This is a genomic window from Pantanalinema rosaneae CENA516 (assembly GCF_050753385.1).
In the GTDB taxonomy this organism is placed as follows: domain Bacteria; phylum Cyanobacteriota; class Cyanobacteriia; order Leptolyngbyales; family Leptolyngbyaceae; genus Pantanalinema; species Pantanalinema rosaneae.
Map to the genome: position 1 here is coordinate 1 of NZ_JBLZFZ010000099.1, position 14,719 is coordinate 14,719.

General features: G+C 48.4%; 6 protein-coding genes. All 6 read left to right on the forward strand.

Annotated elements, in window-relative coordinates; translation table 11 throughout:
* On the forward strand, window positions 1-260 hold a 260-nt coding region (locus ACN4EK_RS30780), incomplete at its 5' end, for a hypothetical protein (RefSeq protein WP_431662259.1).
* Between the two features lie 135 nt (window positions 261-395).
* Window positions 396-1,478, forward strand: a complete 1,083-nt coding sequence (locus ACN4EK_RS30785) for a putative bifunctional diguanylate cyclase/phosphodiesterase (RefSeq protein WP_431662260.1) — start codon at window positions 396-398, stop codon at window positions 1,476-1,478.
* A gap of 153 nt (window positions 1,479-1,631) precedes the next feature.
* Window positions 1,632-6,383, forward strand: coding sequence for a PAS domain S-box protein (locus ACN4EK_RS30790; RefSeq protein ID WP_431662261.1), 4,752 nt, complete (start codon window positions 1,632-1,634; stop codon window positions 6,381-6,383).
* Window positions 6,373-7,974: a hybrid sensor histidine kinase/response regulator gene (locus tag ACN4EK_RS30795; RefSeq protein WP_431662262.1), complete on the forward strand. Its 1,602-nt coding sequence runs from the start codon at window positions 6,373-6,375 to the stop codon at window positions 7,972-7,974. Before ACN4EK_RS30790 ends, ACN4EK_RS30795 begins: the two co-directional genes overlap by 11 nt.
* Window positions 7,975-7,986: 12 nt before the next feature.
* On the forward strand, window positions 7,987-11,979 hold the full coding sequence (locus ACN4EK_RS30800; protein ID WP_431662263.1) for a PAS domain S-box protein: 3,993 nt from the start codon (window positions 7,987-7,989) through the stop codon (window positions 11,977-11,979).
* Window positions 11,980-12,020: 41 nt separating this feature from the next.
* A partial coding sequence (locus ACN4EK_RS30805; RefSeq protein WP_431662264.1) for a CHASE2 domain-containing protein occupies window positions 12,021-14,719 on the forward strand: 2,699 nt, incomplete at its 3' end.

Consider the following 14,719-nt stretch of genomic DNA (forward strand, 5'->3'; position numbering starts at 1 on the left):
AATCTGAACCAAAGTTTTTACTAGTGGATTTTTCAGAAAAAGATAGTATTACGACGGCTAATATAGATGATATTTTGTCCCATTTGTATCCTGAAGCAACTGATCTGGCGCAAAGTGTCCGACGGTTAGAGAATTTAGTGTCTTTGCATAAAACGCTGTATACCCAGGTTGCTTTGTATCCCGACTACACTCATGAATTAAGCCAGTTAAAACAGCATATTTTTCATGTTTTAGGGTTGAATTTAGCTAAAGTCTGTTAATCCTTAGAGATCAGTATTGGTCTTTCTAATTCAGGACGTTGGCGATCATCCAAATAGTTGGGAGAAACGATTTTGAATCCTACTTATGTTGATAGTTCAGATGTAGTTTCTTTCAGGGCGCAAAATATAATCATAATGTCCCAAGAGATTAATCAATCGAGTCATCAATCATTGTTTGCGGCTGAATCGTTTAGCTCTGAGTCGTTTCAGGATGTGGCGCTGTTTCTCTGCCATGAGTTACGCACCCCACTCACCTCCATCCAGGGAGCATTAGGATTACTGTATACTGGACAGCTTGGGCAGCTCTCTGAAGAAGGTGAGCGGGTGTTGGCGATCGCGATCAGTAATGTTAATCGGTTAAGCCGACTTGCTAATGCGATCGAGAACAGACCGACCCTACCGCTAACCGTTTTATCAGATGCGCGAATTGAGCAATTACAACTAGAAAATGATTTACATGAAGCCTGCGATCGCCAGGAATTTCAGGTACTATATCAACCAATTATTACTGCTGACTCTAATCAAATTGTTGGATTTGAAGCCTTGGTGCGGTGGCAACATCCCAGTCGAGGCATGATCTCACCCACGGTATTTATTCCCTTAGCCGAGCAGATTGGGCGAATTCATCAATTAGGACTATGGGTACTGAAACAAGCCTGCCAGCAACTTTATCTCTGGCAACAGCAGTTTCCGACTCACTCGGCTTTAACAATGAGCGTGAATTTATCGGCTCTACAACTGTTAGAACCCCATTTGGTTGAGGAAGTGCAACAGATTTTATGGGAAACACAGGTTTCACCCAAGCATCTAAAGTTAGAAATTACTGAAAGTGCATTAATTGAAAATCAAGAAATCGCGATCGTTGTGCTAGGTAAGCTGCGGGCATTAGGGATTCAGTTTTATGTGGATGATTTTGGCACCGGCTATTCTTCCTTAGGACGCTTACAGGATCTTCCGATCGATGTGCTAAAAATCGATCGCTCATTTGTGCAGGGGAAACAATGGGATATCAGCGAAACGATCGTGTTATTAGCCTCTAAATTGGGATTGGATGTAATTGCGGAAGGAGTAGAAACAGTTGAAGACTTAGAGGCTTTACAGGCGAGTGGTTGCCACAAAATGCAGGGATATTTGTTCTCTAAACCGATTGACAGTCAGGCGGCAACGGCTTTAATGGCAACAGAATTCGCGATCGGGATCTCACCAAAGGGAAGCTAAACAACCGCCAATCAACCGATCGTAACTGGTTCGCTCTGAAAGAGTCACTGGGTTAGCGACAGTCAAAATCGCTATAGAAACTTTAATTTGGCTAAATTAAATTAAGGTTAGGATCAGGGCAGAGTTCCTGCGGCGATTTCAGGCAGATGGGACATGAGTGTTGAGCAGAAGGCTGGGCAAACTGATGCAGCTAAAGGCAGGATTCTGGTCATTGACGATCACCCAGATAACCTGGACGTGTTAGCGAGACGGCTCAGGAAATATGGTTATGAAGTGAGCACCGCCCTTGATATAGCAACGGCTTTGCACTCGATCCAATCCACGCCGCCGGAGTTGGTGTTGCTCGATATGATGATGCCAGAAATGAATGGCTATGAATTCTGTCAGTTGCTGAAAGCCGACCAAGCGACTTGCCGGATTCCCATCATTTTTCTGAGTGCATTGGATGAAGTGACGGATAAAGTCAAGGCGTTTGCGATGGGGGGAGCAGATTTCATTACCAAACCCTGGCAAATGCCGGAGGTGCTAGCTCGGGTGGAGCATCAACTGCAATTGGTACGCCTGCAACGAGAACTTCAGCAGCAACAAGTCCAATTGATCGAGCAAAACCACCAGTTGCAACAAGAAATCCATCATCGGGAAGGCGCGTTACGGAAACAGCAGCAGGTAGAAGCCAAACTTGCTCAGGAACGAGCATTCTTGAGGCATTTAATCGATTCTATCCCTGATTTAATTTTTTATAAAGATTTAGAGAGTGTTTATTTGGGATGTAATAAAGCCTTTGAAGCCTTTGTGCAACGGACTGAATCAGAAATTATTGGTTGTACCGATATTGATCTGTTTGCTACCCCGTTGGCAGAATTTGGGGTGTCACCGACAGATTTTGCCGATCGCATTGAACAGATTCTGCAACAGCAGCAGGTGGTAGTAGGGGAAGAAATTTCCTTAAAGAATGGTCAGATTTTCGAGCGAGATTATATCCCCATTTTTCATGACCAGAAATATCAAGGGCATCTCTGGCAATATCGTGACATCACTGCCCGTAAAGCCGCTGAGTTAGACCTGAATCAGAAATCACGAGCATTAACCGATTTTAGCGTCAGCTTAAAACAATTGCATCGCTTGAATATGACCGATTTCGATAGCCTGGAGGAATTATTTAGTGATTACATCCGGACGGGGTGCGAAGTCTTGAACTTTGCGGCGGGTGCAGTCGGGAGAATTCAGGATCAGACCTATACCTTTTTAGCCGTTCAGTCGGAATTTGCGACGCTCGTTCCTGATTTAGCCGTTGACCTACAGGATACCTTTTGTCGCTATGCGAGTGAGTCTCAGGCTACCGTTGCCTTCGAGCATGTTGGTGAAATTGCCGCCATGCAATGTCATCCGTTGTATCAAGCCTTGCAACTGGAATCGTACCTGGGAACTCCAATTTTCGTAGATGGTCGGCTATTTGGCACTCTATGCTTTTTCTCTACTGCGGCTCGATCGCAAGGATTTGCCAACCATGAGAAGGAGATTATTGAATTGATGGCTCAAAGTATTGGCAGGTTTATTAATGCCAAACAAATTGAAGCCAAGCGGCAGCAAGCCGAAGCAGAAATTCAACTGTTATTAAACTTGACTCAGGCGATCGCGGCAGCCTCCGACTTTGACCACGCCTTAGAAATTGCCTTAAGTACCCTCTGTGAAGCGACAGGTTGGATGTATGGAGAGGTGTGGTTGCCTGCCGCCGATGACACGGTGCTGGAGTGTAGTTCCATCTGGTATTGTAACCGCAACGGTAAACCGAGTACCGCGATCGCTCAGGTAGAACAATTTCGCCGCACGATCGTCGGTAAAATGCTGGCGGCTAACGAAGGGATTGCCGGACGTGTCTGGAAAAGTCAACAACCGGAATGGATGCCTGATATCGCCGCTTGGTTAGAACAACCCGCGATCGAGGATAGTCGGTTGATCCATCTTTCGGCGGCGGATTTTGGTTTCAAAGCTCACTTCGGGGTTCCGATTATGGTGGCGGGCGATCGCGGACTGGGGGCAAATTTTCGCCAGCCTTTAACCTCGCTATCTAACCACGAGACTTCACACACCAGCATCTTAGCGATCCTGGTCTTTTTCATTGCCGAACCCTGTGCCCAGGATGAGCACTTAACTCAACTGGTGTTAGCCGTCGCCACCCAACTGGGTGTGGTGTTAGCCCAAAAACAAATTGAAGCTGAATTACAAGCGTTGTTCCGGGCGATGACGGATGTGGTGATTGTGCGCGATCGGGAAGGGCGCTGTTTGAAGGTAGCGCCAACAAGCCCCAATTTGATCAAACCAGCCGAAGAAATGTTGGGCAAAACGTTACATGAAACGTTACCACCTGCGATCGCAGACGTGCTACTGAAGGGAATTCACACCAGCCTGGATCAGCAACGCACCGTGGAATTGGAATATAGTATCCCAATTCGCGGGCTGGAGAAATGGTTATCGGCGCGAATTTCGCCCCTGTCTGAGCAATCGGTGATTCTGGTTGCCAGGGATATCACAGAACGGAAACAAGTGGAACAGGCATTAAGCCGCAGTGAAGCCCATAATCGGGCATTTTTGCAAGGGATTCCTGATCTGCTGATTCGGGTGAGCGGGGATGGTTATCATTTAGATTACATGCCCCCAAAGGACTTCCAGGATGCGTTTGAACAACTCAATCTTCAGCCCAACCGACATATTGCCGATGTCTTGCCCCCGGATTTAGCTCAGACACAACTGGCTTACATCCAACGAGCGATCGCGACGGGTGAAACTCAGGTCTATGAACATCAGATTGTGCTGCCGGATAAAGTTGTCGCTGAGGAAATCCGGATTTCAGTCAGTGGGGAGAATGAAGTGTTGCTGATGATTCAGGATATCAGCGATCGTAAACGCAACGAAGCCGAACGCAAGCGAACTGAGCAAGCGTTACGGGAAAGTGAAGAGCGCTTTCGGGCTATTTTTGAACAAGCGGCGGTGGGCATCGCCCTGACCACAACTTACGGTCAACTGATTCGGGTGAATAAAGGAGTTTGTGATCTACTGGGTTACTCAGAAACAGAATTATTGGCAAAGACGTTTCAGGATTTGATTCATCCCGAAGATTTGGAGCAAAGTTTAGCGTTGGCAGAACAAGCCACGCTGGGCAATATTCAAACCTACTCGCTGGAAATTCGCTGTATTTGCAAAGATCAGCAGCCTCGCTGGGTCAATTTAACTGGCTCGTTGATGCGAGATGCGAGTGGTAATCCGCAATGCTTTATTGGCATTATTGAAGACATTCAAGAGCGGAAACAGACGGAGGTGGCGTTACAGCAGGCGAAGGAGGCAGCCATCCGGGAGGCCATTCGCAGTGCTGATGCCAACCGCACTAAGAGCGAGTTTTTAGCCAATATGAGCCATGAACTGCGGACTCCGCTCAATGTGATTTTGGGTTTTACGCAACTGATGGCGCGGGAAAGCTCTCTAAGTGATACTGCCCATGAATACTTGGGTATTATCGGTCGTAGTGGTGAGCATTTGCTGAACTTGATCAATGATGTTTTAGAAATGTCGAAGATTGAGGCAGGCAGAACCTCACTCAATCCCACCTGTTTTGATCTGGTTTACTTACTCAACAGCCTGGAAAATATGCTGCGGCTGAAAGCCGATTCTAAAGGATTGCAATTGCGGTTTCATTGTGCTCCAGAGGTGCCCCGGTATGTGCAAACGGATGAAGGTAAGCTGCGGCAAGTGTTAATTAATCTCCTGGGAAATGCGATTAAATTTACGCCGGAGGGCTGTGTCACGTTACAGGTTGCCGCTACGGAACAGGTTACGGTTGCCCAGGACGATCGCCCCGAGCCGTCAATGTCCTTGGTTGCAGCACCGGGTTGCTGGCTTCAGTTTACGGTAGAGGATACTGGATTAGGAATTGATCCGAATGAACTGAATTATTTATTCGAGCCATTTGTGCAGTCTAAAACTGGCAAAACCCATGATGAAGGGACTGGCTTAGGGCTACCGATCAGCCAAAAGTTTGTGCAGTTAATGGGGGGAGAGATTACTGTTAACAGCGTTCTGAATCAAGGAACCTGTGTGCAATTTCAGATTTGGGTCACGGTGGTAGCCTCTGACCATGTTGCGCCCCAACAACCACAACGAAAGGCGATCGCGTTAGCCCCCGGACAACCGACCTACCGCATTATGGTGGTGGAAGATCACTGGGAAAGTCGGCAACTATTAGTCAGCCTACTGCGATCGCTGGGGTTTGAGGTACAGGAAGCGGTCAATGGGGCCGTTGCGATCGACCTGTGGCAAGGATGGCAACCTGATTTTATCTGGATGGATATGCGCCTGCCTGTGATGAATGGGTTTGAAGCAACGCAGCAAATTCGCCAGATGGAACGGAATCGCTGGGAAAGGGAGGGAGAACAGTTGGCGGTAGGTCAGCCGCTGCACTCAACCAAAATTGTGGCCTTGACCGCCAGTGCCTTTGAAGAAGATCGGGCAAAGGTGTTAGCCGCAGGCTGTAATGACTTTGTCCGTAAGCCATTTCGAGAAGCGGTGATTTTAGAGAAAATGGCGGAACATTTAGGGGTGCAGTATGTTTATGCCGATAGCGAGCCGGATAGTTCCACGAAGGTATCGATCTCAAGTGCCCTCAATCTCCAGTTGGGAACGCCACTGGATAGAGCCGGATGCCGAGAGACGTTAGAGGCAATGATGTCAACAGAATGGCTACAACAACTGCATCAAGCGGCGATTTTAGGATCCGATCGGCAGCTTTTGCAGTTAATTGAGCAAATTCCTCCCAACTACGCCCCTTTAGCGCAAACCTTAGCGCATTGGGTTGATAACTTTCAGTTTGAGCAACTCATTCACTTATCCCAACAGTCGTGCAATGAACCCTGATGTCGTGAAACCCTTTAGAGGAAATATCCTCATCGTTGATGACTCACCGGATAACTTACGGGTGCTGTCCAATACTTTGACGGAACATGACTATAAAGTTCGCTGCGTCACGAATGGTGAAATGGCTCTAATCAGTATTAGGAACCTCTTACCGGATTTGATCCTGCTGGATATTCGGATGCCAACAATGGATGGGTATGAAGTATGCCAGCAGTTAAAAAATAATCCTCAAACTAAAGAAATCCCAGTGATTTTTCTCAGTGCTCTGGATGATGTAACGGGTAAGGTAAAAGCCTTTGAGTTAGGGGGTGCTGACTATATTACAAAGCCGTTTCAATCGGAAGAAGTCTTGGTACGGATTGAGAATCAACTGATGATTCAGCGCCTTAAAGATGATTTGAGTGAGCGCAACCAACGCTTACAACAGGAGATTGATCATCATAAGCAAACAGAAGCCGCACTCCGTCAGGAGATTCAGAAGCGATTGTTGATTGAAGCAGCCCTACAGGATGCCAAGGAAGCGGCGGAAGCGGCAAACTATGCCAAAAGCGAATTCTTAGCTCGCATGAGTCATGAACTGCGAACACCACTCAATGCCATCTTAGGATTTTCCGAGTTAATGCAGCAAGATGCCGCATTATCGGCAGAGTATCAAGACTACTCCAAAAGTATTAATCAAAGTGGGCGACATCTGTTGAAATTGATTAATCATATTCTGGCAATTACTCAGGTAGAAGCCAGTCAATTGGCGCTGAACGAGCATAGTTTTGATCTCGTGCGGTTGTTGGATTCGATAGAAGCGGTTTGGGGTCAAAAGGCGGCAGCCAAAGGATTGCGATTAATCGTCGATCGCGATCCTACTTTGCCTCAGGTGATTGAAGCCGATGAAAGTAAATTGCGGCAGGTGTTGATGGGTTTACTGGACAATGCCGTTCGGTTTACCAGCCAGGGAGGGGTGACGCTGCGGGTCAAGGTGGGCTATGTCGATTGGGCTACGGAGCCAACCACCAACGGCACTGGTCACTCGCCACCGACTCGGTATCACCTCAGTTTTGAAGTGGCAGATACCGGACAGGGAATTGCAGCCCATGAGTTGGATCGGTTATTTCAAGCCTTTTCCCAGAGTGAAACTGGTCGCAAGTTAGGGCAGGGCATGGGGTTGACGCTGTTGCTCAGTCGGCAGTTTGTGCAATTGATGGGAGGTGATTTGACACTCTCAAGTACCCTGGGGCAGGGGACGATCGCCCGGTTTCAGATTATGGTGCGGGCAGGAGCAACTGATCTCAGTTTAACCACTACCTTCAGCGCTACTGTGAATCCCGATATTGAATTACAGGCATCATTCATTGCCCCCTTTCCTAAGCTGTCGGATGAATTGATGATTGAATCGTTACAAGTCGTGATGCCTGCTGATTGGTTAACCCGGTTGCATCAGGCGGCGATTAAAGGATTTGATCATCAAATTGCCCAACTAATTCAAGAGATTCCGGCAGTTCATGCGTCGTTAGCGGGAACGTTGATGGATTGGAACCGCAATTTTCAGTTTGATCATATTGTCAGTATTACTCGACAAGTTCTGGAGCGAAATTAGTAGCTCAGTGGCATGAATACCTCAATTGCCAGTGCAATTTACCGTCAGCCGCCCACAATTGTCGCCACCGCTGTTGTGCCAGATGCGATCGCCGGTTTAGCGCAAACCAGTTATCCCGGTATTCTTGTGGTTGAACCAGAAACGGCGGGTGGACGGTTGGTGGGAGTATTTACCGAACGAGATGCGGTGCAGTTACTTGCATCCAGGGTTAACTTGTCAACCTGTCGGGTAGGCGATAGCATGGCAGGTCGGGTATGTTCGGTCTATGAATTGGAATTGCCGGATATTGATACCCTATTAGCGCTGTTTGAAGAACATCAACTGACGATTCTACCCGTAGTCAATCAGCAAGACCAACCGATTGGGTTAATCACGCAAGAGAGTGTGTTGAAAGTGCTGCGATCGACCTTACGGAACTCGCGATCGGTCGAGCCGGAATTGTCGTCACCCCACATCGATCGACGGCAGGCAGAAACAGCGTTAGAACGCCAGTTGAAACGAGCCTTATTGATTCAACAGATTACTGATACTATTCGCTCCCAACTGGAACCTCAGCAACTGTTTGAGGCAACCGTCACTCAAATTGGACAAGCCTTTGGCGTGAATCGCTGCTGTCTGTTACTCTATACACCAACGCCAACGGTGCAATTAAGCTGGGCAGCAGAGTATGGGGAACCGATAGCTTTGGCGGCATCTGAGCAAGTCTCTGTAGGGGAATGCCTGAATACCTTACAGGTATTGGTGCAGGATCATCCGGTGGTCTTACCGAATGTTTATGCTAATTCCTGCCTTCAGCCGATGGAAGCGCTTTGTCAGCGCATTGGGCTGAAATCCATGTTAATGATTCGCACCTCCTATCAGGGGCAGACTAATGGTGTGGTGGTGCTACAACAGTGCGATCGCTTCCGGCAGTGGAGTCGGAATGATATTCAACTAATTGAATCGATCGCGGCTCATGTCGGCATTGCGCTGGCACAAATTCGCTTGTTGGAACAGGAACAGCGGCAGCGCGAAATTCTTGATCAACAAAACCTTATGCTTCAGCAGGAGATCCGCGATCGACAGCAGGCAGAAGAACACCTCGAACTATTCTTTGCCCAATCGCTGGATGGTTTCTTCTTTATGATGCTGGATCAACCAGTGGAGTGGAATGACACGATCGACAAAGAACAGGTGCTTGATTATGTCTTTGCCCATCAGCGGATCACTAAAGTTAATGATGCGATGTTAAAGCAATATGGCATGAGCCGTGAGCAATTTTTGGGGATTACTCCGAATGACTTGTTTGCCCATGACCTCCAGCAGGGACGACAGGTTTGGCGACGATTTTTTGACCTTGGACGGCTCCATATTGAAACCACTGAACGGAAATTTGATGGTAGTCCTGTATGGATAGAAGGGGATTACATTTGCCTCTATGACGCTCAAGGGCGGATTACGGGGCACTTTGGAGTGCAACGGGATATCAGCGATCGCAAACAGGCGGAAGAGGAATTGCGCAAAAGTGAAGAACGCTGGCAACTGGTGATCAAAGCGAGTAATGACGGCATTTTCGATCTGAATTTGCAAACAGGCTCGGTGTTTCGATCGCAGCGCTGGGCAGAGATGCTGGGGTATCATTCGGATGAAATTGCTAACCGGGAAATTGAATGGCTCAGCCGCATTCATCCCGATGATTACGATCGGGTTGTGGCAGCAACGGTAGCTGACTATCGGCAGGAGACTCAAGTAGTTGCCCAAGAGTATCGGCTTCAGTGCCGAGATGGTAGCTATAAATGGGTTTTAGATCGATCGCTGTTTGTCTGGGATGAGGCTGGCAAGCTAATCCGTCTGGTCGGTTCACTGTCGGATATTAGTGAGCGCAAGCGCGTTGAAGATGAGCGTCAGCAAGCTGAAGAAACCTTAAGACGACAGCAAGAGTTTTTGCGCACCGTGATCGATACCCCTCCCAATCTAATCTTTGCCAAGGATTGGCATGGCAAATTTGTGTTAGCGAATCAAGCAACGGCTGAGATCTATGGCGTTAGTGTTGAAGAACTAATTGGTAAAACCGATGCTGATTTCAATCCAAATGCTACTGAAGTTGAGCATTTCTTACACGACGATCGCGAAGTGATCGCCACCGGACAGACCAAATTGATTGAAGAAACAGTGTCCTCTGCGGCAGGTGACACTCAAGACTTTCGCACCATTAAAAAACCGATTGTCTCGATCGATGGCAAAACGGTATTGGCTTTAGGGATTTCTACCGATATTACCGATCGCAAACAGGCGGAAGCGGCTCTGCGTACCAGTGTTGAGCAACAATCTGAACTATTAGCGCAAACCCAGAAGCAATCTGCGGATCTGGAAAAAGCCAAGGATGCTGCCGAAGCGGCTAGTCGGGCTAAAAGTGAATTTCTCGCCAATATGAGCCACGAGTTACGCACTCCTCTCAATGCTATCCTCGGATTTACACAAATTATGAGTCGGGATCGATCGCTAAAGCCCGAACACCGAGATTCCGTTGGTATTATTAGTCGGAGTGGTCAGCATTTATTAGCCTTGATCAATGATGTCCTGGAGATGTCGAAGATTGAAGCGGGTCGGTTAAAACTGCATCCTACCAGTTTCGACCTGCATCGTCTATTAGATACTCTGTATGACATGTTGCACCTCAAAGCGGAGGCAAAACATCTCTCTCTCACCTTCGATCGGTCAACCCACCTACCGCAATACATCACGACAGATGAAGGGAAACTCCGGCAGGTGTTGCTCAACCTATTAGGAAATGCCATTAAATTTACGTCTGTCGGCAGTGTGGCTTTGCGCGTCAGAGTTCATCCTGTAAGTCAAGGTTGGGATGTTGGGGAAAATAGGAGAGATAGGGAAGTTAGGGAAGTTAGGGAAGTTAAGGAAGATAGGGAAGATAGGGAAGATAGGGAAGATAGGGAAGATAGGGAAGATAGGGAAGTTAAGGAAGATAGGGAAGCGGTCGCTTGCTCTCCCTCTCCCCTCTCCCCTGCCTCATCCTCCTCATCTCCCTCACCCTCCTTATCTTCCTCATCCTCCTTATCTCCCTCTCCCTCCCCACCCCTCACCCTGAGCTTTGAAGTTGAAGACACTGGATTGGGGATTTCTCCGGATGATCTACAGCGATTGTTTACACCGTTTGTGCAAACTCCAACGGGTCAACAAGCTTCTGAAGGGACAGGTTTGGGGTTAGCGATTAGTCAGAAGTTTGTGCAATTGATGGGGGGCGAGATTATGGTGGAAAGTGCAGTCAGTCAGGGCAGTATTTTTCGATTTTATATTCAGGCTGAAATAGCTGAAATGGCTCAGTTACCGAGCTTCTATTCGACTCAGCAGGTGATTGGACTTGCCCCTGATCAGCCAACCTATCGCTTGTTAATTGTGGAAGATCGGTGGGAAAATCAGCAAATTCTGCTCAAGTTACTACAGCCGTTGGGATTTACGCTTCGAGTTGCTAATCATGGTCAGGAGGGCATTGCGATCTGGGAATCCTGGCAACCGCATTTGATTCTCATGGATATGCGAATGCCGGTGATGGATGGGTATGAAGCCACCCGTCAGATTAAAGCAACGGCAAAGGGGCAGGACACGATCGTGATTGCTGTGACGAGTAGTGCGTTTGAGGAAGATCGCTCCGCAATTTTAGCCATGGGATGTGATGATTTCATTAGTAAGCCTTTTCAGGATGAGGAGGTGTTTGCCAAATTAGCTGAGCACCTGGGAGTGCGGTATCTGTACGAAGAAAGTGACTCCATTAAGGTAACGCCTCTATCCGTGATGCCCGATCGCTTAACGGCTGAGTTATTCCAGGTGATGCCCAACCCATGGATTGCTCAAGTCCACCAGGCAGCTATTTTAGGCAAAGACCATCAAATCCTGAAATTGATTGAGCAAATTCCCCAGACGGCTCCCGAGTTGGCAGTCGGGCTACGATCGCTGCTGACCGACTTTCGCTTTGAAGAGATTGTGCGATTGACCCAACCAATGAAGTAAGACAATAGATGGGCATTTCTTTATTCACTGGCAACTAAGCTATGGATTGGCATCTACGCAAACATGCATGGAGATTTTTACCCGGTGGTTTGACTGCCGGAGTAATTACCCTGCTTGTTACTCTGGGGATGTTTCAACCCTTAGAGCAGATCGCCTATCGCCAATTATTCCAGGCGCGGGGCCCGCTACCCTGGGATCACAACCTGGTTCTAGTGGCGATCGATGATGCCAGCCTGCGCCAACTGGGACGCTTTCCCTGGTCGCGCCAAAAATATACGCAGTTGCTCAATGTTCTATCCACAGCCAAACCCAATGTTGTAGTGTTTGATTTGGTCTGGTCGGAACCCAGTCCAGAGGATGCCCAACTGGCAGAGGCAATGTTACAGCATGGCTGTGTGGTATTGGCGCAAGCCTGGGATGTTGCGGGCGCACCGTTATTCCCTGTCCCTGGTTTGGAGACGGCAGCGATCACGACTGGTCATATCCTCAAGCGGGAAGATATGGATGGTTTGGTACGACGGGTTGATCCCCAAATTCAAGGACAGGTGGCTTTGGCGATCGCGGCAATTCAATCCCGCAGTTTGGTGCTGTCTCCGGCTCCGGCACTCCCCCCCTTAGATCAGCCCCAGTGGGTCAATTGGGTAGGCGGAGCAAAGCGGTTACAGCAGTATTCCTTTGCCGATGTGATTCAGGGTAAAGTGCCTGCCCAGGCATTTCGGCATAAGATTGTGTTGGTAGGGATGACGGCGACTGGGCTTGACCCATTAGTGACCCCCTTCGATCGCAATCCTCCGGCTAGTAGTGTGTACTTACACGCGACGGTGATTCAGAACCTATTACAGCAAAAGTCTCTTCACCCTCTAAATGATGCCAGGTTATGGTTCCTGCTGATCCTGGGAGTAACGGGCTTAAGCGGGCTAATGTCTACCTGGAATACCCGCCAGCAACTGGTGGTGATTAGTGGGCTATGTAGTATTTGGGGGTTAACGGGGCTGCTGCTGCTTCAGGCAAATTATCTCCTACCGCTTAGCCCGCCGATTATTCTGTTTGCAGTAACGGCGGCGGCAGTGGCTCTGAGTGAACGTTTGCAAGAAAATTGGTTACTGCGACAGCAGGTGGCGCAAATTTGGCATCGTTACTGTCAAGATTTGGTGATTTTTAATGGGGGAGCCAACCATCCGTTAATTCCCCGGCGCAAACAGCGACTCTCCCAACCGAAGGATGCGGTGTTACGGGTGGCACAACTTGCCGCGATCGCGGAACAATTTGGCAGATCGCAGTCGGCTCAAGCGGCGATCGCGCGGTCATTATCCGTTGGGTTACTGGCAACCGATTTCCATGGGGTGATCTGGTTTTGTAATCCGCTAGCCACCCAATGGCTGAATATCCAGGTGGGCAGTAGCTTGAATGGCTCATTAGTCCCGACCTGGTTAAGCGAGGAACAGTGGCACATCAGTCTCGAATGTCTGCGCTCGGGGGACTCGATTAAACATAGTAATTTGCGCCAGGGGGAGCAATGGTTTGATCTGGTGTTGCAACCCTTGGTATATCGTTCTGTGCATGAGGAGATCCCGCGATCGCGGCGGTTAGATGGGTTTTTAGTGTTATTAGAAGAGACAACGGAACACAAACAAACTGAGGTAGAACTGCAACGGGCTAAGGAAACAGCAATCTGGGAAGCGGCTCGGAGTGCTGCCGCTAGTCGGGCGAAAAGCGAATTTTTGGCGAATATGAGTCATGAACTGCGGACTCCACTGAATGTGATTCTAGGGTTTACTCAGGTGATGAGCCACGATCGCTCGCTCAGTTCAGAGCATCAGCAGCATTTAGCCATTATTAATCGCAGTGGGCAGCATTTGTTGAGCTTAATCAACGATGTGCTGGAAATGTCTAAGATTGAAGCGGGTCGAGTGCAGTTGAATGAAACCAGCTTTGATTTATATCACTTGCTGGATGATTTGGAGGTGATGCTACAGGTTAAGGCCCGGGCAAAACAGTTACATCTGAGGTTTGAGCGCACATCCGACTTACCTCAATATGTTGTGGCTGATGAGGGGAAGTTGCGGCAAGTTCTATTAAATTTACTCGGCAATGCAATCAAATTTACCCAAACTGGGCAAGTGATATTAAGGGTGGCGAGCCAAGTCTCTACTGCGATCGCCCAAAAGGCGGAGGAGCGGCAATACACGTTGTTGTTTGAGGTAGAAGATACTGGAGATGGCATTGCTCCTGAAGATTTAGAACGCTTATTTCAACCATTTGTGCAAACAGACGCGGGTCGGCAGGCAAATGAAGGAACGGGGTTAGGGTTAGCGATTAGCCGCAAATTTGTCAACTTGATGGGTGGGGAAATTATTGTCTGTAGTGCGATCGCACAGGGTAGTTTATTTAAGTTTAGTATCCGAGCCGGTCAAGCAGAGGTCGTTGATCTGCCAACCTTACACCCGACTCAGCAGGTTGTCGGTTTGGCTCCCCAGCAACCGCTCTATCGGATTTTAATCGTTGAAGATCAATGGGAAAATAGTCAATTTCTGATTAAGATGCTAGCTCCTTTGGGCTTTGAGGTCAGGGAAGCTCGCAATGGACAGGAAGGCTTAGCCGCTTGGGAACGCTGGCAACCCCATTTGATCTTGATGGACATTCGGATGCCGGTGATGGATGGCTATGAAGCCACTCGTAAGATTCGCAGTCGGGAGCAGGAGATTGGGGTCGGGTGGGGAGCTGTCTCTTATACACATCT